The sequence below is a fragment of the Pseudomonas sp. GV105 genome (assembly GCF_003058185.1).
GTDB lineage: Bacteria > Pseudomonadota > Gammaproteobacteria > Pseudomonadales > Pseudomonadaceae > Aquipseudomonas > Aquipseudomonas veronii.
This window is the reverse complement of sequence record NZ_QBUF01000009.1, coordinates 170485-189560: the sequence shown is the minus strand read 5'-3', so window position 1 is coordinate 189560 and position 19076 is coordinate 170485. Positions and strand designations below refer to the sequence as shown.

The window sequence follows — 19076 nt, the reverse complement described above, 5'->3', positions numbered from 1 at the left end:
GGCACAGCCGAATGCCGCGTCACTCGCGGCATAGGTTGGTAAGCGTAGTGAGCAGGAAGCACCACTTCAGCCAGGGAGGAAGGGTTTTACCACGAAGAGATTGCCATCGGCCGTTGAATGGCTGCCGGTGTCTTCACCTACCGAATCAGGTCTGGACTATGAATTCGACATCCTTTGAATCTCAGCCCTCCCAGTACACGGTTGCGAGCCTGGCGATGCCGGCACGGGAAGCAGGCCTCCCAAGCACATCCCGTTCGCAGGCACTCAACCTCATGTCTTCGCCGAAGTTCAGCTTCAGGGCGCCCACCGCCGAAGACTTCGATAAAGGTTCTCGAACATTCACGGAGGAACCGTTGTCCAGCCCTGTGTTTTCCACGCTCGCCGGGTTATGGCACAAGTTGTCTTGCCGTCTGGCCAATGACACCGAGCGGCATCTGGGCTAACCACTGAACCGTTCTGCCAGGCACAGCGCTGCGGACGGGAAACGATAAGGCAGGGAAGAAACGATCAGGCGTACATGAGCTACTTGAAGGATTCAGGCCGCTCATGTCCTTTGCTCATACCCGCAGTATTTTGCCGCTGACCGCCACCGCTGCGAGCAATCCCCCGATCAACAGGAAGGCAGTCGCCAGGCTGCTGCCATGGGCAATGAAACCGATCACCGCGGGCCCCGCGAGAATACCGGCATAGCCGAGGGTGGTGATGGCCGGCACGGCGATGTGTTCCGGCATGACGGTCTGCTTGCCGACAGCGGTGTAGAGCACCGGGACGATATTTGAGCATCCGGCGCCGACCAGCGCATAGCCCAGCAGGGACATGGCCCAGGCCGGTGACAGGGTCGCGAGGAAGATCCCGGCCGCCGCCAACGCCCCGCCGGTGACGATCACCCGGGCAGCCCCCAGTCGACGGACAATCCGGTCGCCGGTCAGGCGCCCGGCGGTCATGGTCAGGGCAAAGGCCGCATAACCCAGGCCGGCGTAGGCTTCGTCCAGGCCGCGTTCGGCGCTGAGGAACACCGCGCTCCAGTCGAGCACGGCGCCTTCGGCCAAAAACACGATGAAACACAAGCCGCCGATAAACAGCACCACGCCGTGGGGAATGGCAAACGGCGGCCCAACGCTTTCACTGCCGTAGGGCAACCAGTGGGGGGCGGCCTTGAACAGCGCCAGCGCCATGATGACGATCACCACCAGGGTCGCCTGCAGCGGCGAAAACCCCAGCCCCAGCAACCCGGAAACCCCCGCTGCGCCGACGATGCCGCCCAGGCTGAACAACCCATGGAAGCCCGACATCATGGTTTTGCCGCTGGCGCGCTCGACGATCACCGCTTGCAGGTTGACCGTGGAGTCGACCGTACCCAGGCCCGCGCCGAACAGGAACAGACCAGCCATCAGCAACGGGATCGAACTGACCGTGGCGAGCATGGGCAACGCCAGGCAGATCAGGACCGTCCCGGCGCTCAGTACGCGCCGGCAACCATAGCGCGAGGCCAGTGCGCCGGCCACCGGCATGGCGATGATCGAGCCGCCCCCCAGGCACAGCAGCAACAGGCCCAGGGTGCCCTCGTTGAGTTCGACGCGGGCCTTGGCATACGGCACCAACGGCGCCCAGGCGGCGATGCCGAAGCCGGCGATGAAGAAGGCGATGCGCGTCGACATTTGCTCCAGCCGCCCGGGAACCACGGGCGCTGGGGTGGGGATGGCAGTCATGGAGAATCCTTGGTTTTGCATTCAACGAACGATGTCCGGCGGGACATCCTTACACATCAAGCCTGATCGAGCGAGCCAGGTTCACGCGGCGTTCGTGCTGGCGACGGGTTTTATTTTCGCCAGCACGGAACGCTCTGGACACTGGCTGCCACCTAGAGGACATCGACGTGTAGGAGGTGGTCTGGAAGGTGCGTAATCCCCGTGAGAATTGCTGAACCCCAGGCTTCCTGCGGCGGATGACGCACCTTCCAGACTACTTCCCACGCGCCGACCGTTCTGTAATACGCTGCTGCTTCTGTGTGCAGACGATTGGACGGACGAAGCGATGAAGGACTTTCAGCCAGGCGACCCCATGACCCGGTTCTACGATGCCCGCGGCAATATCTATGGGGTGGTCAGCCCGGCCTGTTTGCGTCGCCACGGGGTCGAGGTGCCCGACACTGCGGCCCTCGCGGCGAGCCGGCGCGACGCTTGGGCACTGCCGGCCATTGCCGCCGAATGTGGCTGGGGGCCTTCGCCGCGTCCGGCCGGCGCCAAGGCGCACCGTTGTGATGGGTTGTTGGTCGGGCCGTTCCAGGCGGCGCCGCCGTTCGACCTGTTGATCGTCAACACTGACGGCTCCCTTGCGGAGCGCAGTGGCAATGGCCTGACCATCTTCGCCCAGGCGCTGAGCGATCAGGGCTTGATGACGCAGGGTTGCGAGCTGCGGGTGCATCACGATAAACAGGATGCAAAGTCGCCGCTGGCCACCTATGTCGAACCGGCACTGCACGAGCAGGTGCGTGGGTTCTGGCTGGCGTTGGGGCAGCCGGCGTTTGGCCCGCTGGCGGTCGGCGCGGACCTGCCTGGCGCCGAAGAGGGGGCGTTCAGCCATCTGCCCGCGCTGGCGGCGATCAACCCGGCATGGACGCGCAGCCAGTTTGTGCGGGTGGGCAACCCCCATTGCGTGACGTTGGTGTACCAGGCCGCTGCGCTGCCGGACAATCTGCCGATGCACCAGAGCGCACTGTTCGAGCCCTTGCAGGCGATTGCATTTGCGCCACCTGCCGGGCGTGGCCAGCCCTGTGTGGCCGGGGTCAACTTGCAATGGGCTGCCCAGGCGTCCGGCAATCGAGTGCTTGCGCGGGTGTTCGAGCGGGGAGAGGGGCCGACGGCGTCCTCCGGGACCAGCGCCTGTGCCGTGGCGTGCGCCGCGTGGCGCGCCGGTTGGGTCGCGGGCGGGGAGGTCGCGGTGGTGATGCCGGGCGGTACGGTGCCGGTTCGGTTGCAGATTCAGGATGCGACAGTGCTGAGCGTCAGCCTGTTCGGGGCTGCGCGGCCGCAGCTCGATGCAGGGCCGCGCGGCTGATCGCGTCGAGTCGTATCAGCGGCTGTCCATCGAACCCCGCGTGCTACAAAAACGTCACCTGCGCCGGCTGGCGCTTCATCAACACCTTGCCGTTGCGGATCGAGTACAGCGCCAGGCCCTGGCTGCGAATCACCTCGTAGTCGCTGTCGGCCGAGAGGATCAACAGGTTGGCCGGCCGGCCGGGTTCCAGCCCATAGCGATCGCCGAGGGCCATGGCCTTGGCGCTGTTGTCCGTGACCAGGTCCAGGGCGTTTTGCAGGTTGCGGTAGCCGAGCATGTGGCAGATGTGCAACCCGGCTTCGAGCACCCGCAGGATGTTGCCGTTGCCCAGGGGGTACCAGGGATCGACGATGGAGTCCTGGCCGAAGCACACGTTCATGCCGGCTTCCAGCAGTTCGTTGACGCGGGTGACGCCGCGCCGTTTCGGGAAACTGTCGAAGCGCCCTTGCAGGTGAATGCTTTCGGTGGGGCAGGAGACGAAGCTGATACCGGAATGCCCGAGCAGGCGGAACAGTTTGGCGCAGTAGGCGTTGTCGTAGGAACCCATGGCCGTGGTGTGGCTGGCGGTGACGCGGGCGCCCATGTCGCGGCTGCGCGCTTCTTCGGCGAGCACTTCGAGGAAACGCGAGTGCGGGTCGTCGGTTTCGTCGCAATGCACGTCGACCAGGCAGCCGCTGCGTTCGGCCAGGTCCATCAGGAACTTCACCGAACTCACGCCCTGGTCGCGGGTGTATTCAAAGTGGGGGATGCCGCCGATCACGTCGGCGCCCAGGCGGACGGCTTCTTCCATCAGCTCGCGGCCATTGCGGTACGACTCGATGCCCTCCTGGGGAAAGGCGACGATTTGCAGGTCGATCAGGTGCGCAGTGTCCTCGCGCACTTCGAGCATGGCTTTGAGCGCGGTGAGGTCCGGGTCGGTGACGTCGACGTGGGTACGCACATGCTGGATACCGTGGGCGGCGAGGGCCTGGATGGTTTTCCTGGCGCGGGCCTTGGTGTCTTCGTGGGTGATGGTGGCTTTGCGTTCGCCCCAGCACTCGATCCCTTCGAACAGGGTGCCGCTCATGTTCCAGCGCGGCTCGCCGGCGGTGAGGGTGGCGTCGAGGTGGATGTGCGGTTCGACGAATGGCGGTATCACCAGGTTGCCGGCCGCGTCGAGGTCGTCGGGCCCCGCCGTGGGGGCTGTGGTTTGCGGCGTGATGCTGGCGATCCGGCCGTGTTCCAGGTGCAGATCATGCAGGCCTTCACGGTTGCGCAGGCGGGCGTTGATGATGTGCATGGGCAAGTTCCTCTTGGCTAAAAACAATCAGGCAGACAGCCGCCAGATCATCAGCGCGATGCCGATGTCCAGGCGGTCATACGAATTATCCAGCCTCAGCCCGCACAGGGCTTCGATGCGCTGGACGCGGTGCGTCAGGGTATTGCGGTGGACGGCCAGGCGCTGCGCGGCGGCCACCAGGTTACCATTCTCGTGGAACCAGGCTTCGAGGGTCGGCAGCAGGCTTGGACCATGGTGCAGGTCGTGGCGCAGCAACGGGCCCAGGCGGTCATTGAGAAACTGGTCGAGCAGCGCACGATCGCGCACGCCGCTGAGCAGCTTCAATACGCCGAGTTCGTCATACACGCAGAGCCCGGCGCGTTCGCTGAAGCGCCGCGCGGCGGCCAACGCCTGGCGCGCTTCATCCTGCGCCTGGGCCAGGCGCGCCGGCGGGTGGGCGGCGGCGCTCAGGCCGATGAACAGTTTCAGCGGCGCCAGACGCAGGTTCAGCGGCTTCAACCAATTGGCCAGTTGCTCCCGGTTAGCCAGCGCCGCGACGGCATCGGCGGCCGGCAGCAGCAACGTCCATTGGCCGGCGCGCCCGAGTACCGGCACCGCGGCCGACAACTGCCGCAAGCGCCGGGTAATGCTGTCGTGTTGCCGCGCCAACTGCGCTTCCATCTGCGCGGCCTCACCCTGGGCAAATAACGCGTCGCTGCCCTCCAACTGCAACTGCACGATTTGCCAATGGCCGGCCAGGGGCATGCCCAACTGGGCGGCGCGGTGCAGCAGCAGATCCAACGATTGATAGTCACCGGCCAGCAACCGCTCCAGCACATCGTGCCGCGAGCGGCCCAATTGCTCCGACTGGATCAACGCCGAACCGATCGCCTGGGTCACCAGCACCATTTTCAGTGAGTAAGGCTGTTCGATCAGCGGCATGTCGGCGGCTTCGGCGGCGTCCAGCAAGCGTTGGGGAATCGCCTGGATATAGGCCGGCCCGGTGAGAATCACCAACCCGGCCACCTGACGCAGGCAGGCTTCCTCCAGCAGTTGCAGCAAATTCGCTTCGTCCCGTGGGTGATTGATACCGGTGACGAACACCAGTTCGCCACCCAGCACCCACTCGGCGATGCCGCTGTTCTCTGCGACATACGGCCAGCGCACGGCATTCTCCAGGCCCGCCGCCCCGGCGCGCAGGCACAGGGAATCCAGCCCCGGCAGGGCGAGCACATCGGCGATGGTCAGGCTCATGCCTGTGCGTCAGCCAACGGTGCCCGCACGCGCAGTACGGCGCTGAGTAGCATGTAGGTCAGCGACGCGGCCACGATCCCCACCAACGGCGCCACCCAGGGCGAATTGAACGCCAGTACGGTGCCCACGGCGTAGGCGGTCAGCCCCGGCCAGTTGAACGCCGGCAGGCGCGCATCGGCCAGGCGCGGGTAGCGGCCACGGTAGCGATAGAAAAAGTCCGCCATGATCACCCCGCCAATCGGTGGAATCACCGTGCCCAGCAGGATCAGGTACGGCACCAGCATGTCGTACATGCCGAGCAGCGCCAGCAGCGTGCCGATCACCGCACCTGCCAGGGTCACCGTCTTGCGGCGGCGGGTGCGCAGCAGGTTGCAACCGGCCACGGCGAAGTTGTAGATGGTGTTGTCCTGCGTGCTCCAGATATTGAGCAGCAACATCGCCATCGCGGCCGTGGCAAAGCCTTGCAGCAGCAACACCTCCACCACGTCGGGCTGTTGATAGACGATGGCGCCATAAGCCCCGATCAGCACCATCAAGCCATTGCCGACAAAAAAACCGATCAGGCTGGCGAGCACCGCGACCTTGGCCGAGCGCGAAAAGCGCGTCCAGTTGGTGGCCTGGGTCGCGCCGCTGACAAAGGTGCCGAACACCAGGGTGATCGCCGTCGACAAGTCCAGTTCCGACGTCGGCACCACCGCCAGCAAGCCTTGCAGCCCGCCGACTTTCACCGTGGCGACCCACATCGACAGGCACAACAGAATGCCCATGGCCGGCACCGCGATGTAGGACAGAATCTCCAACCCGCGATAGCCCACGTAGGCCGTGGCGCAGAACAGCAGGCCAAACAGCACCATCAGCACCAGCACGCTGCCCTGGCTCAGCTCGAAATATTTGCCCAGCACCACGGCGGCGGTGGCGGTGCCCCAGGCGTACCAGCCGATCTGGGTGAAACCGAGGATCAAATCACTGAGCTTGCTGCCGACTTCGCCAAAACAGAAGCGCCCCATCAGCACCGAGTTCAGGCCGCTCTTGAACGCGATGTAACCCAAGCCTGCGGCATAAATGCCCAACAGCAGGTTACCCAAGGCCACGACGCCGAGCATGTCGACGAAACTGAACGCCACGCCCAGCTTGCCGCCGGCAAACATGGTCGCGGTGAAAAAGGTGAAGCCCAGCAGCACCATGGCGGTGGACGCCAGGCCCTTGCGTGCGTGCATCGGGACTTCGCTGAGGGGGTAATCGTTGCCCGGTTCTTGCTGCGTCATGTGCCTTGCTCCCTGAATGAGTGACGCAGGCCTATTGCACCGCGCGTGCCAATTGAGCAGCAGTGACGGGCGCACGGTGGGTGTTGTGCAGTATGCACAGGATTTATCGCCAGACAGGCGCGGAACGCGGGCGGGAGTGGTCGCGGTGCCCAATCGGGCACGAAAGCGGTGCAGCGGTGATACAAATTGGATCAGTCGAACAGCGTCAGCGTGGTTTCGCCGCGATGAAACGCAAAGGCCGCCTCGAGATCGCTTTCGATGGTGCGCCCACGGGACAGCGGCGGCAGGTCGTCGAGGGCGAAAAAGCCCACCTCGGTGGTTTCGAACCCGGCCGTCGGCGCCAGTTGGTCGACCCGTTCACACAGGAAATACAGCTTGTAGAAGTCCCGCACATCCGGGCGATACAAGCCCTTGGCCTTGTGCGTGACGCTGTAGAGCGCCCGCGCCGTCACGGTCAGCCCGGCTTCCTCGCGGATCTCCTTGACGATGTTTTCTGCGGCCGACAGACCGATATCGGCATAGCCCCCCGGCAGCGCCCAGCAACCATCGGTCGCCTCGCGCACCAGCAGAATGCGCTCGCCGTCGATCACCGCGCCGCGGACATCGATCATTGGCGTCGAATAGCGCTGGGCGAAATCCGGGACCAGCCCGCTGATGCGCTCCAGCGGCACATTGCCCAATTGCGCGAGCATGCTGTGGGCGATCTCGGCAATTTCTTCCAGGCGCTCGCGTTCGAAGTCGTCGGTGCAAAAGTGCAGCCCCGTGGAAGCCAATGCCTGCAAGCGTTTGGCCTGGGCCAGCCAGGTGTTTTCCATGGGGTGCTCCCGCAGGGCGTTGACGTGAGGGTTACTCGCCGCGATAGATGCAGCCGCTGGTGCAGGTTTCATGGATGCGAATCGCGCTGAGTTCGGGCAGCAGGGGTTTCAATTCGGTCCAGATCCACTTGGCCAGTACTTCGCTGGTGGGGTTTTCCAGGCCGGGGATGTCGTTCAGGTAGTTGTGGTCGAGGCGTTCGTAGAGCGGCTTGAAAATCGCCTTGATCTCCGAGAAGTCGCGAATCCAGCCGGTATGGGGGTCCAGGTCGCCGCTCAGGTGGATCGCCACCTTGAACGAATGCCCATGCAGGCGCCCGCATTTGTGGCCGTCTGGCACGTGGGGCAGGCGGTGGGCGGATTCGAATGTAAATTCCTTGAAGATTTCCACAGTATTTTTCAGCTCGGTCAGGTTTCTGGCAGGCGGCGAGTTTAACAGCTACATCGCGCCTCGCGCATACCGCTGGGTCAAAGCGCCTGCAAGCGCTCGCCCAGGCCACCCTGGTCGGCCAGGTGCAGAAACTCATCGCCCAGGCGCCGGCTCTCGCTCATTGCGGTTTGCCAGTATTTGTTGCGAGTCGCGTCATCGCCCAGAAAGCGCTTGAAGTCGCTGCGGTCCGGCAGTTTGCCGTGGGGCAGGCGGGCCAGGTAGTCCTTCGACGGCGCCAGCAGCAACACGTCCTGCAAGCCTTGTTGATTGCTGCGTCGCCACGGCAGGCCCTTGTCGAACCAGCCGGGGATGACGCGGTCGGTGAAGTGCGGGTACAGCACGATGTCATCGCCGTGGTAGGGCAGGTCGAGGTGGTAATCCAGCAGGCCGCCGTCGCGGTAGGTGCCCGCGCCAGCGCCCGGCAGGTCGCGCACGCCTTGCATCACCATGGGGATCGAGCCGGACGCCAGCAGCGCCTGGCGCAGGTTGCCCAGGTTCAGGTCGAGGAAGCGCGACGGAAAATCCCGCAGCGCATGCACTGGCGGCGCCTGGCGCGGGTCATGGATGATCAGCCGCTCGAAATGCCGCGCCAGCCGCGCGCGGCCGCGCAGGTTGTCGGCAATCACCGACGACAGGCCCAGGCCCAGCCGCCCGCGGTGGTCATCGGCGAGCAGGCCGTGGCTCTTGACCACCATGATGTTCAGCCGATAGCCGGGGTTGTCCAGCACCCGCGCATCGCGCCCGGCCAGCAGGTCGTCGAGCATGCGCCGGCAGCTCTGGCTGACCTCGGCCATGGTCACGCCTTTGGCGAAGCGTTGTTCGTTGTACAGGCGGCCGAGGTCGAGCAGGCCTTGCACCGGGTCGGGCAGGCAGGCGCTGGCAAACCGCCAGGAACCGATGGAGGCACCGATCAGCGCACGTTCGCGTGGCGCGCGGGGCAGCCACTCGCCGAACAGCGCCAGGTCCAGGCCCTGGATGCCCAAGGCCTTGGGCCCGCCTGCCGCACCGGGAAGGATACCGACATCGGCAGGCTTGAGGCCTTGCTCGCGAATGCGCGCAAAGGCGCGTTTGCCGGCCTTGAGGGTCAGGGCGGGAAACTTGATGTGGATGGCTGTCATACCGGTCTCTGTTGAAGCGAGCGGGGCAGTATAGAAAATCTCGTCGGGTGAAGGAAAACGCGGGTGACGCGAATTGCCATGGTGGCAATTCAGTTTCAGTTAAGTTGCCGCGGATACGCTGGCGGGTGTAGGACAAATATCGTGAAACGGAGACTCAGCATGAAGCGTCTCACAATGCTGGTCGCCGCCGGGTGCGCGGCCTCTTTGGCGGCACAGGCCCTGGCAGCCGACCCCGACAAGTCACTCCGCGGGCCCGGCACTGTTACTATTGTCGCCTTCGATCAGCTGGACGCCACGGCCCTGGCCTTGCATCCCGGTTCGACCCTGCTGGACACCGACCTGGACGAGGTCTACGGCAAGTACCTCTACGAGGTCGAACTGGAGGATGTCGACGGCATCGAATGGGAGGTTGAATTGGACGCGCTCACCGGGCATGTGCTCAAGAATCATCAGGATACGTAATGAAGGTATATCGACGCGCCGCTGGCTGGGCGGGGCTGGTGCTCCTGGCGTTTTGCTCAAGCCTGTCAGCCCGCGACCTCAACCAGGACGAAGCCTTGGCACTGCGCCAGCAGGGGGTGATCCTGCCGCTCGAGCAACTGTTGCAGCAGGCCATGGCGCGCCACCCCGGCTCGCGGCTGCTGGAGGCCGAGCTTGAGAAAAAGGACGAGCAATATGCCTATGAAGTGGAACTGGTGACGACCGACGGTGTGGTGCGCGAGATCAAACTCGACGCCACCAGCGGTGCGCTGATCAAAGACGAGGAAGACTGATGCGCCTGCTGTTGGTGGAAGATAACGTACCGCTGGCCGATGAACTGCTGGCCGGCCTGCAGCGCCAGGGCTATGCCGTCGATTGGCTGGCCGATGGGCGCGATGCCGCGTACCAGGGCCGCAGCGAACCCTATGACTTGATCATCCTCGACCTCGGCCTGCCCGGCTTGCCCGGGCTCGAGGTGTTGGCGCAATGGCGCGCGGCCGCACTGGCCACCCCGGTGCTGATCCTCACCGCGCGCGATTCCTGGGCCGAGCGCATCGAAGGGCTCAAGGCCGGGGCCGATGATTACCTGAGCAAACCGTTTCACCCCGAAGAACTGCACCTGCGTGTCCAGGCGCTGTTGCGCCGTTCCCATGGCCAGGCCAACCAGCCGACCTTGCAAGCGGCCGGCCTGCACCTGGATGAAGGGCGCCAATGCGTGCTGCGCGACGGCGACGAAATCCAGCTGACCGCCGCCGAGTTTCGCTTGCTGCGCTATTTCATGTTGCACCCGCAACAGATCCTGTCGAAAAGCCATCTGGCCGAGCATTTGTATGACGGTGAGACCGAGCGCGATTCGAATGTGCTCGAAGTCCACGTCAACCACCTGCGCCGCAAATTGGGCCGCAGCGTGATCGAAACCCGGCGCGGCCAGGGTTACCGGTTCGGCGCCAGTCCTGCATGAAGTCGATCCAGCGGCACCTGAGCCTGGGGCTGATCAGCGTGATGGTGGTGGTCGGCGTGGTGCTGGCGCAAACCAGCCTGTGGTTGTTCGAAGCCGGTTTGCAGCGCTATTTGGAGGCCGGCCTGCGCAACGACAGCGAGAACCTGCTGGTGGCGCTGGTGCGCGGGCCGAATGGCGTGCAACTCGACGAGCAACGCCTGGCGCCGGCCTATCAGCGGCCGTTCTCGGGGCATTATTTCCGTATCGATTTCGCCGACATCCACTGGCGCTCCCGCTCGTTGTGGGACCAGGAGCTGCCACGCCTGCCCGCGGCCGGGCTCAAGGGCAATCTGCAGCTGGGGCCGGAAGGCCAGCAACTGTTGGTACTGCGTTCGGACTACAAGCGCTTCGGCCAATTGATTTCCATCAGCGTGGCCCAGGACTACACGCCCGTGCGCGAAAGCTTTCGGCTGATGCGTCAGATCGGCCTGGTGCTGGGGGTGGCGGCCCTGTTGCTGGTGTTGATCCTGCAACGGGTCACGGTCCGTCGTGCCTTGCGCCCGCTGGAAGTTGCGCGCAACCAGATCGCCCAGCTGCAACAGGGCCAGCGCTCGCAACTCGACACCCAGGTGCCGCAGGAGCTGGAACCGCTGGTAGCGCAGATCAACCACCTGCTGGCCCACACTGAAGACAGCCTCAAGCGTTCACGCAATGCCCTGGGCAACCTCGGCCACGCGCTGAAAACCCCGCTGTCGGTGCTGTTGAGCGCGGCGTCGAGCGAAGCGCTCAAGGATCAGCCGCGCTTGCGCACGCTGCTGCGCGAACAGCTTGAACAGGTGCAACAGCGCCTCGACCGCGAACTCAACCGCGCACGCCTGGCCGGCGACACCCTGCCGGGCGCCTTGTTTGATTGCGCGAACGAGCTGCCGGGCTTGCTGGCGACCCTGAACATGGTCCACGGCGACCACCTGGACTTGAGCCACCACGCCGTCCCTGGCCTGCAATTGCCCTGGGACCGCGAAGACCTGCTGGAGCTGCTCGGCAACCTGCTGGACAACGCCTGCAAATGGGCGGATGCGCAGGTGCGCCTGAGCATCGGCGAGACGCCGCACAGTTACCTGCTGGCGGTGGAAGACGACGGCCCCGGCATTCCCGAAGCCCAACACGACCGGGTGTTCAGCCGTGGTACGCGCCTGGACGAGCAGACCGACGGCCATGGCCTGGGCCTGGGAATCGTGCGCGATATCGTCGAGGTGTGGGGCGGGGTGTTGCAGTTGCAGGAAAGCCAACTGGGCGGGCTCAAGGTGCTGATCGAACTGCCCAAACGCTGAGGTCGATCAAAAATGGGGGGAGGGGCTTACCCCCGGTGCAGACCGGAGACATCCTTTACGTTTGAAACCGGAGACATCGTTTACATGTATTAATCATGGCCAGGCGATGACCAGCCGATCAAAAGTGTGGGAGGGGGCTTGCCCCCGATAGCGGTGAATCAGTCGATGTAGCCTTTGACTGACCCACTGCAATCGGGGGCAAGCCCCCTCCCACATTGGATTTCCTTCAGAGTTGGTGTCGGTCACTCACACCTGGAAATGATCCATCAACCCCTGTTGCTGATTGGCCAGGTGGTTCAACGCCTGGCTGACGCGCGCCGATTCGTTGGCCTGTTCCGACAGTGACTCGGTGACATCGCGGATTGTCGCCACGTTGCTGTTGATCTCCTCGGCCACTGCGCTTTGCTCTTCGGCGGCGCTGGCGATCTGTAGGTTCATGTCGCTGATCACTGTGACCGCGGCGCCGATCTGGCGCAGGGCGGTGACCGCCTCGCCGACTTGTTCGACGCTGCTCTGGGCCTGGCGATAGCTGTTGCCCATGGCGCCGACCACATCGGTGGTGCCGCTTTGCAGTTGCTCGATCACCAGGCGGGTTTCTTCCACCGACTCCTGGGTACGACGCGCCAGGTTGCGCACTTCGTCGGCGACCACGGCAAACCCACGGCCGGCCTCACCGGCCCGGGCCGCTTCGATGGCGGCGTTGAGGGCCAGCAGGTTGGTCTGCTCGGCGATGCCGCGAATCACTTCGAGCACCGAGCCGATCTGCGCACTGTTGGTCGCGAGGCCTTCAACCTGGGCCATGGCGGTGCTCATGTCCGCCGCCAGATGGCCGATGTTGGTGGTGGTGCGGTCGATCACCTGCAGGCCGTCACGGGTGGCCTGGTCGGCATCGCGCGCGGCTTGGGCGGCCTGGGCCGCACTGCGGGCGACGTCCTGGGCGGTGGCGCTCATTTCATGGGAGGCGGTGGCCACCTGGTCGACCTGGCGGTATTGCTGCTCCATGCCGGCGCTGGTCTCGCTGGCGATCGCGGCGGATTGGTCGGCGGTGCCGCGGGCGTCCTGCACCGAGCGTTTGACCTCGGCGATGATCGGCTGCAGTTTGTCGAGGAAGCGGTTGAACCAGCCGGCCAGTTGCCCCAGTTCGTCCTGTTTGGCGTAGTCCAGGCGGCGGGTCAGGTCGCCTTCGCCGCTGGCGATGTCTTCGAGCATGTGCGCCACGCTCAGGATCGGCCGGGTCACGCTGCGCGCCATCAGCCACACCAGTCCCAGGCCGATCACGGCGGCGAGCAGGCCCAGGCTCAACTCGAGCAGGGTGCCACGGGCGTTGTCGGCGTCCAGTTGCGCCTTGAGCGCTTCGGCCGGGCCCACTAGGACTTTTTCCGGCACATCCAGCAACACGCCCCACGGCTTGCCGCCGGGGATCGGCGTGAACGGTGCCAGGACCTTGAGTCGATGGTCGGCACGCAGGCTGCTGATCCGCGTACTGCCGGCCAGGGCGCTGAGCAATTGCGCGCCGCTGGCGGTGTCGACCTGGTCCAGGCGCTGGCTGAGCTTGCTCGCATCCGGGCTGTAGCCGGCCAGCAAGCCGGTGGCGCTGAGAATGCTGACCTGGGTCTGGCCGTCATACAGCGTGTGGCTCGCCTGCTGGCTCACCGCCTGCAGGCTGTTGAGGTTGATGTCCACCGACAGCGAGGCGATGACTTTGCCATTCACTATCAGCGGGAACACGAGGCTGGTCATCAGTACGTTTTGGCCGTCGATGACATAGAAGTACGGTTCGATCACACACGGTTTGAGGGTGGTGCGCGGGCAGGTGAACCAGGCGTTGGCCTTTTCTCCACTCGGGCCGATGCTGGTGTCGGACATGTCGCTTTCGGGCAGCGACATGGCGGTGAGTTTGCCGGGCGTCGGCTGTGACCAATAGAGGGCGAATCGGCCTTTGTCGTTGCTGCCCAGCTCTGGCTGGTTGACGAACAGCTCGTCCTTGCCGTCCAGGGCATTGGCTTCGAACACCAGGGACAAGCCGAGCAGGTCGGGGTTGGCCTGCAAGGCGGCCTTGACCTGGCGGGTCAAGTCTTCACGGGTGTCGAAGGCGTCAAGGAAGCGCTTTTCTGCCTGTTCGCGCAGGAACAGCACCTGGCGGGAAAACCCGTGACCGTATTGATAGGCATCCATGAACTGCTGGCGGATGCCCAGCGCCTGCGCTTCGCCCTGGGCTTCGATACGCGCCTGGGCCGCTTCGTCGAGCATGTGCATGCTGGAGGCTTTGACCTGCTGCGAACTCTGTTCCATGCGGTACAGCGACAGACCCACCAGCAGGGTCACGATCCCCAGCAGGCAGAGGCCGGCGAGCAGGGTGATTTTCCATTGAATGGACAGCTGTCTGAGGGACATCGCGGAGCATCCTTTACCTGAAAACATAGAGAGCCTTTATATCGGCGGCTGTATTTTTTTCTTTATTCAAACGTTCAATTTAAATTTGAAAGCGACGTCGTTTTTTGACATGCGACCGCGCCTGCTGCAAAGTGCGCGCCCTCTAATAAGACCTCCTTCCAGCCTGCACACCGGCAGTCATGCCGGTGCGGGCATGCCTGTATTTTGTTTTTTGCTTGAGGTAACCATGATTAACGCAGTCATCGCCGCGGTCGGCACCATGCTGGTGCTCAGCTTGTCCCGCGTGCATGTGGTCATCGCCATCATCGTCGGCGCCCTGGTGGGCGGGCTGACCGGTGGCCTGGGCATCGACGCCACGCTCCAGGCCTTCAACGGTGGGCTGGGTGGTGGCGCGACAGTGGCTTTGTCCTACGCATTGCTCGGCGCTTTCGCGGTGGCGATTGCCAAGTCCGGCCTGGCCCATGCCCTGGCGGACAAGGCGTTGCTGCTGGTCGATCGCCAGGAAGCCAGCGGCGGCAGCCATGTCAAATGGCTACTGATCGGCCTGCTGTGGGTGGTGGCGATCGCCTCGCAAAACATCCTGCCGATTCATATCGCGTTTATCCCGCTGCTGGTGCCGCCGTTGCTGTACGTGCTGACCAAACTGCAACTGGACCGTCGCCTGATCGCCTGCGTGATGACCTTCGGTTTGATCACGCCCTACATGTTCCTGCCGGTGGGCTTCGGCAACATCTTTCTCAACCAGATCCTGCTGGCCAACGTGGCCAAGAGCGGCGTGGACATCAGCCAGGTCAATGTGACCCACGCCATGGGCCTGCCGGCGCTGGGCATGGTGGTCGGCCTGCTGGTGGCGGTGTTTGTCAGCTACCGTAAAAAGCGCGTGTACGACCTGGAGAAAATCGAGCGGGTCGAACAGGTCGCGGTGCAATACAACCCATTGACCCTGCTGGTGGCCGGCCTGGCGATCGCCTCGGCGTTCATCATTCAGTTGTGGTTGGACTCGATGATCATCGGCGCCCTGGCCGGGTTTTTGATTTTCTCGGTATCGGGCATTGTGCGCTGGCGCGAGACCGACGACCTGTTCACCGAAGGCATGAAGATGATGGCGATGATCGGTTTCATCATGATTGCCGCTTCAGGCTTCGCCGAAGTGCTCAAGGCCACCGGTGACGTGCGCTCGCTGGTGGAAACGTCGGCGGCGTTCATCGGCCATAGCCGTGGGATCGGGGCGTTGCTGATGTTACTGGTGGGGCTGCTGGTGACCATGGGCATCGGTTCGTCGTTTTCCACGGTGCCGATCCTGGCCGCGATTTTCGTGCCGCTGTGTGTGCAACTGGGCTTCAGCCCGCTGGCCATTGTGTGCATCGTCGGCACGGCCGGCGCCTTGGGCGATGCCGGTTCGCCAGCGTCGGACTCGACCCTGGGCCCGACCTCCGGCCTGAATATCGACGGCCAGCACCACCATATCTGGGACACCGTGGTGCCGACGTTCCTGCATTACAACATCCCGCTGCTGGTGTTCGGCTGGGTGGCGGCGATGACGCTCTGACGGGGTCGTCCTACAGAATCTGCGCAACTGGCCGTTAACCTCTTAAGCCGCCACTAATAAGAGAGAAAAGCCATGCGTCTGAGCCTGAAGGTCAAAGTCCTGTGCCTGGCCATCGTGCCGGTGCTGTTGTTTGCGTTGGTGATCAGCCTGACCACGGTGTGGATCCTCAAGGGGCAAGCGCGCAACGAGGTGGATGAGACCCGCCAGCACTTGCTCGACGCCGCCAAGGCCACTCTGCAGAGTTATGTGGAAGTGGCCATGACCACCATCAAGCCGCTCTACGACGCCGCCGCCCCGGGCGATACGGCGGCGCGTGCCGAGGTGGTCAAGCTGCTGTCCAATACTAGCTACGGCAAGGATGGCTACTTCTTCGGCTACGACTCCGAAACCATCCGCCTGTTCAAGGGCAACAGCCCGGACGGCGTGGGCAAGAGCTTCAAGGACAACCGCGACCCCAATGGCGTCTACGTCAACCGCGACCTGGTCAAGGTCGGCAAGGACGGCACCCACTACCTGCAATACAGCTCGACCCAGCCCGGCCAGACCGAACTGGTGCCCAAGCTTGGCTACACCGAATACCTGCCCAAGTGGGACATGGTATTCGGCACCTCGGTCAACCTGGATGGCATCGATGCCCAGGTGGCGGTGGTCGAGGCCAAGGTCAAGAAGCGCATGGAGGGCGTATTGCTGAGTATCTTCGGTGTGGCCGTGCTGGTGCTGCTGGTGATTGCGGCGGCGGGCATGATCCTGGCCAATACCATCCTGCGTCCGCTGCACCTGATGAAAGCCAACCTCGACGATATCGCTGCCGGTGAGGGCGACCTGACGCGGCGCCTGGCTATCACCAGCCAGGACGAACTGGGCGATCTGGCCGGGGCCTTCAACCGGTTTGTCGAAAAGATCCACGGTTTGGTGCGCCAGATCACCGAAATGACCGCGCAACTCACCGGGCTGGTGGGCCAGGTGTCCGACCAGGCGCAGCGTTCGGAGCAGGCCATGGAGCGTCAGCGTCACGAGACCGACCAGGTGGCCACCGCGATCAATCAAATGTCTTCCGCCGCCCAGGAGGTTGCGCGCAGTGCCCAAGGCGCTTCCGTGGCTGCGCAACAGACCGACGCCGAGGGCCAGGCTGCCAAGCGCGTGGTGGACGGCAGCATCGCGCAGATCCATGCGCTGGTGAACGATATCCGCAGCAGCGGCGTGTCCCTCGACAGCTTGCAGCAGGACGTGTCGTCGATTGTCAGCGTGCTCGGCGTGATCCGCTCGATTGCCGAGCAGACCAACCTGTTGGCCCTTAACGCCGCGATCGAAGCGGCGCGGGCGGGGGAGGCCGGTCGCGGCTTTGCCGTGGTCGCCGACGAAGTGCGTGCCCTGGCCAGTCGTACCCAGACAAGCACCCAGGAAATCCAGGGCATGATCGACCGCCTGCAAAAAGGCACCGTCGCCGCCGTGGAGGCCATGCGCCGCTCCAGCGATGCCGGGGACGGCACCTCGGCCCAAGCCAACGAAGCCGGGGCGTCGCTGGACACCATGGCGCAGTTGATCGGCACCATCAACTCGATGAACGCGCAAATTGCCAGCGCCGCCGAAGAACAGACCGCGGTCGCCGAAGAGATCAACCGCAGCGTGCATCAGATTGCCGTGGCGGTCGACAGCGTGGCCGATGAAACCCAGTTGGGCGCCCAGACGTCGCGCAGCCTGGCCGACCTCGGCCAGCGCTTGGGCCAACTGGTGGCCCAGTTCAGGATCTGAGGGGGGTTACTCGACGTCGCGCATCAACAGGCCGAAACGCAGATCCATCTGCGCCGGCAAGGGCACATACACCGTGTGCCCATCCCCCGGCGCCACCTCGATGGCTTCGCCCTTGGCGTTGTGCAGGGTGGCCAGGTCGAAGTGAAAGTTGCCGGCGGGGGTCATCAGTTCCAGGTGATTGCCCACTGCAAAGCGGTTCTTCACCTTGACCTCCGCCAGCTCGCCCCGGCGCTCGCCGGTCAATTCGCCGACGAACTGCTGACGTTCCGACACCGAACTTCCGTTCTGGTAGTTCTGGTACTCGTCGTGTACATGGCGACGCAGGAAACCTTCGGTGTAGCCGCGTTGGGCCAGTGACTCCAGGTTGGTCATCAGGTTGCGGTCAAATTCGCGACCGGCCACGGCGTCATCGATGGCCTGGCGATACACCTGGGTGGTGCGCGCGCAGTAGAAGTGGGACTTGGTGCGGCCTTCGATCTTCAACGAATGCACGCCCATGCGGGTCAGGCGCTCCACATGCTGCACCGCGCGCAGGTCCTTGGCGTTCATGATGTAGGTGCCGTGCTCGTCTTCGAAGGCGGGCATCTGTTCATCCGGGCGGTTGGCCTCCTGCAACAGGAACACCTGATCGGTCGGCGCGCCAATGCCCAGTGTGGGCTCCGGCTGATATTCCTGGACGATATCGCCGGTGACGTTTTCCACCGCCGGCGTGGCCTGGTATTTCCAGCGGCAGGCGTTGGTGCAGGTGCCTTGGTTGGCGTCGCGCTTGTTCATATAGCCGGAGAGCAGGCAGCGCCCGGAATAGGCCATGCACAACGCGCCATGGACAAACACTTCCAGCTCCATGGCCGGCACTTGCTCGCGGATTTCGCCGATCTCTTCCAAGGACAATTCCCGCGACAGGATCACCCGGCAGATGCCCTGCTGTTGCCAGAATTCCACACTGGCCCAGTTCACGGTATTGGCCTGCACCGACAAGTGGATGGGCATCATCGGGAAGTGGCGACGCACCAGCATGATCAGCCCGGGGTCGGACATGATCAACGCATCCGGGCCCATGGCGATCACCGGGGCCAGGTCCTTGAGGAAGGTCTTCAGCTTGGCGTTGTGCGGCGCGATGTTGACCACCACGTAGAAACGCTTGCCCAGTGCATGGGCTTCCTCGATGCCCAGGGCCAGGTTGGCGTGGTCGAATTCGTTGTTGCGCACGCGCAGGCTGTAGCGCGGCTGGCCGGCGTATACCGCATCGGCGCCGTAGGCGAAGGCGTAGCGCATGTTTTTCAGGGTGCCGGCGGGGGCGAGCAGTTCGGGTGCAAGGACGAGAGACATGGGGAGTGGGGCCCAAAAGGCCGCGAGCGTAGCCGAACGCGTATAGGGATTTATTGATCCAGGTCTACGCTTGCTGCAACAAAAAAGGCACTCCCGGGATTTGCGAC

Annotated in this window: 16 protein-coding genes and 2 pseudogenes; 8 read left to right on the top strand and 10 right to left on the bottom strand. The window is 64.0% G+C overall.

The window, feature by feature from the left end; genetic code table 11:
• Nucleotides 1–557 precede the first annotated feature (557 nt).
• Entirely contained in the window at nt 558–1709 is a 1152-nt protein-coding gene (locus C8K66_RS19245) for an MFS transporter (protein ID WP_108525663.1), read from the bottom strand.
• 352 nt (nt 1710–2061) lie between these two features.
• On the opposite strand from C8K66_RS19245, the gene C8K66_RS19240 reads away from it, so the two are divergent.
• A complete protein-coding gene (locus C8K66_RS19240) occupies nt 2062–3057 on the top strand; it encodes a diaminopimelate epimerase (protein WP_108525739.1) in 996 nt (331 codons plus the stop codon).
• 43 nt (nt 3058–3100) lie between these two features.
• Here C8K66_RS19240 and codA read toward each other — a convergent pair whose 3' ends face one another.
• The 6 genes from codA to C8K66_RS19210 all read right to left on the bottom strand — a co-directional run bounded on the left by codA (nt 3101) and on the right by C8K66_RS19210 (nt 9194).
• Nucleotides 3101–4336 carry a cytosine deaminase gene (gene codA, locus C8K66_RS19235; RefSeq protein ID WP_046384046.1) on the bottom strand — a complete coding sequence of 412 codons (1236 nt, stop codon included), beginning with the start codon at nt 4334–4336 and terminating at the stop codon, nt 3101–3103.
• A 27-nt stretch (nt 4337–4363) separates the two neighbouring features.
• Nucleotides 4364–5569, bottom strand: a complete 1206-nt coding sequence (locus C8K66_RS19230) for a PucR family transcriptional regulator (protein ID WP_046384045.1) — start codon at nt 5567–5569, stop codon at nt 4364–4366.
• Nucleotides 5566–6834: a cytosine permease gene (codB, locus tag C8K66_RS19225; protein WP_017847008.1), complete on the bottom strand. Its 1269-nt coding sequence runs from the start codon at nt 6832–6834 to the stop codon at nt 5566–5568. Before codB ends, C8K66_RS19230 begins: the two co-directional genes overlap by 4 nt.
• A gap of 191 nt (nt 6835–7025) precedes the next feature.
• On the bottom strand, nt 7026–7649 hold the full coding sequence (locus tag C8K66_RS19220; protein ID WP_017847009.1) for an NUDIX hydrolase: 624 nt from the start codon (nt 7647–7649) through the stop codon (nt 7026–7028).
• Nucleotides 7650–7680: 31 nt separating this feature from the next.
• On the bottom strand, nt 7681–8037 hold the full coding sequence (queD, locus tag C8K66_RS19215; RefSeq protein WP_017736453.1) for a 6-carboxytetrahydropterin synthase QueD: 357 nt from the start codon (nt 8035–8037) through the stop codon (nt 7681–7683).
• A 77-nt stretch (nt 8038–8114) separates the two neighbouring features.
• Nucleotides 8115–9194, bottom strand: a complete 1080-nt coding sequence (locus C8K66_RS19210) for a patatin-like phospholipase family protein (protein ID WP_108525661.1) — start codon at nt 9192–9194, stop codon at nt 8115–8117.
• A gap of 159 nt (nt 9195–9353) precedes the next feature.
• On the opposite strand from C8K66_RS19210, the gene C8K66_RS19205 reads away from it, so the two are divergent.
• Genes C8K66_RS19205 through C8K66_RS19190 form a run of 4 tightly spaced genes read left to right on the top strand, consistent with a single transcriptional unit; the run spans nt 9354 to nt 11945 of the window.
• Complete coding sequence (locus C8K66_RS19205) at nt 9354–9656, top strand: PepSY domain-containing protein (RefSeq protein ID WP_057004898.1); 303 nt, start codon at nt 9354–9356, stop codon at nt 9654–9656.
• Nucleotides 9656–9967: a PepSY domain-containing protein gene (locus C8K66_RS19200; RefSeq protein WP_017847012.1), complete on the top strand. Its 312-nt coding sequence runs from the start codon at nt 9656–9658 to the stop codon at nt 9965–9967. Before C8K66_RS19205 ends, C8K66_RS19200 begins: the two co-directional genes overlap by 1 nt.
• The gene (locus C8K66_RS19195) at nt 9967–10635 is read left to right on the top strand and encodes a response regulator transcription factor (RefSeq protein WP_046384042.1); all 669 of its coding nucleotides are present in this window, start codon (nt 9967–9969) and stop codon (nt 10633–10635) included. The genes C8K66_RS19200 and C8K66_RS19195 overlap by 1 nt, the downstream gene beginning before the upstream one ends.
• Entirely contained in the window at nt 10632–11945 is a 1314-nt protein-coding gene (locus C8K66_RS19190; RefSeq protein ID WP_046384041.1) for a sensor histidine kinase, read from the top strand. The genes C8K66_RS19195 and C8K66_RS19190 overlap by 4 nt, the downstream gene beginning before the upstream one ends.
• A 246-nt stretch (nt 11946–12191) precedes the next feature.
• On the opposite strand, the gene C8K66_RS31695 is transcribed toward C8K66_RS19190, so the two are convergent.
• Both C8K66_RS31695 and C8K66_RS31690 read right to left on the bottom strand, forming a co-directional pair.
• Nucleotides 12192–12947, bottom strand: a complete 756-nt coding sequence (locus tag C8K66_RS31695; RefSeq protein ID WP_370737510.1) for a methyl-accepting chemotaxis protein — start codon at nt 12945–12947, stop codon at nt 12192–12194.
• 102 nt (nt 12948–13049) lie between these two features.
• Nucleotides 13050–13196, bottom strand: a pseudogene (locus tag C8K66_RS31690) (HAMP domain-containing protein); the annotation flags it as partial.
• Between the two features lie 1372 nt (nt 13197–14568).
• Here C8K66_RS31690 and C8K66_RS19180 point away from each other — a divergent pair.
• From C8K66_RS19180 to C8K66_RS31680, 3 genes and pseudogenes are all read left to right on the top strand, one after another.
• Complete coding sequence (locus tag C8K66_RS19180; RefSeq protein ID WP_164887027.1) at nt 14569–15888, top strand: Na+/H+ antiporter family protein; 1320 nt, start codon at nt 14569–14571, stop codon at nt 15886–15888.
• 72 nt (nt 15889–15960) lie between these two features.
• A pseudogene (locus C8K66_RS31685) lies at nt 15961–16782 on the top strand (cache domain-containing protein); the annotation flags it as partial.
• A gap of 36 nt (nt 16783–16818) precedes the next feature.
• A complete protein-coding gene (locus tag C8K66_RS31680; RefSeq protein ID WP_370737509.1) occupies nt 16819–17640 on the top strand; it encodes a methyl-accepting chemotaxis protein in 822 nt (273 codons plus the stop codon).
• 6 nt (nt 17641–17646) lie between these two features.
• Here the strand turns inward: C8K66_RS31680 and yegQ are convergent, their stop codons facing one another.
• Entirely contained in the window at nt 17647–18969 is a 1323-nt protein-coding gene (gene yegQ, locus C8K66_RS19170; RefSeq protein ID WP_079443293.1) for a tRNA 5-hydroxyuridine modification protein YegQ, read from the bottom strand.
• Between the last annotated feature and the right edge of the window lie 107 nt (nt 18970–19076).

Coding starts and splice junctions, on each gene's coding strand:
- C8K66_RS19245 (WP_108525663.1), bottom strand. CDS start 1,709: ATGACTGCCATCCCCACCCCAGCGCCCGTGGTTCCCGGGCGGCTGGAG.
- C8K66_RS19240 (WP_108525739.1), top strand. CDS start 2,062: ATGACCCGGTTCTACGATGCCCGCGGCAATATCTATGGGGTGGTCAGC.
- codA (WP_046384046.1), bottom strand. CDS start 4,336: ATGCACATCATCAACGCCCGCCTGCGCAACCGTGAAGGCCTGCATGAT.
- C8K66_RS19230 (WP_046384045.1), bottom strand. CDS start 5,569: ATGAGCCTGACCATCGCCGATGTGCTCGCCCTGCCGGGGCTGGATTCC.
- codB (WP_017847008.1), bottom strand. CDS start 6,834: ATGACGCAGCAAGAACCGGGCAACGATTACCCCCTCAGCGAAGTCCCG.
- C8K66_RS19220 (WP_017847009.1), bottom strand. CDS start 7,649: ATGGAAAACACCTGGCTGGCCCAGGCCAAACGCTTGCAGGCATTGGCT.
- C8K66_RS19210 (WP_108525661.1), bottom strand. CDS start 9,194: ATGACAGCCATCCACATCAAGTTTCCCGCCCTGACCCTCAAGGCCGGC.
- C8K66_RS19205 (WP_057004898.1), top strand. CDS start 9,354: ATGAAGCGTCTCACAATGCTGGTCGCCGCCGGGTGCGCGGCCTCTTTG.
- C8K66_RS19200 (WP_017847012.1), top strand. CDS start 9,656: ATGAAGGTATATCGACGCGCCGCTGGCTGGGCGGGGCTGGTGCTCCTG.
- C8K66_RS19195 (WP_046384042.1), top strand. CDS start 9,967: ATGCGCCTGCTGTTGGTGGAAGATAACGTACCGCTGGCCGATGAACTG.
- C8K66_RS19190 (WP_046384041.1), top strand. CDS start 10,632: ATGAAGTCGATCCAGCGGCACCTGAGCCTGGGGCTGATCAGCGTGATG.
- C8K66_RS31695 (WP_370737510.1), bottom strand. CDS start 12,947: ATGGAGCAGCAATACCGCCAGGTCGACCAGGTGGCCACCGCCTCCCAT.
- C8K66_RS31680 (WP_370737509.1), top strand. CDS start 16,819: ATGACCGCGCAACTCACCGGGCTGGTGGGCCAGGTGTCCGACCAGGCG.
- yegQ (WP_079443293.1), bottom strand. CDS start 18,969: ATGTCTCTCGTCCTTGCACCCGAACTGCTCGCCCCCGCCGGCACCCTG.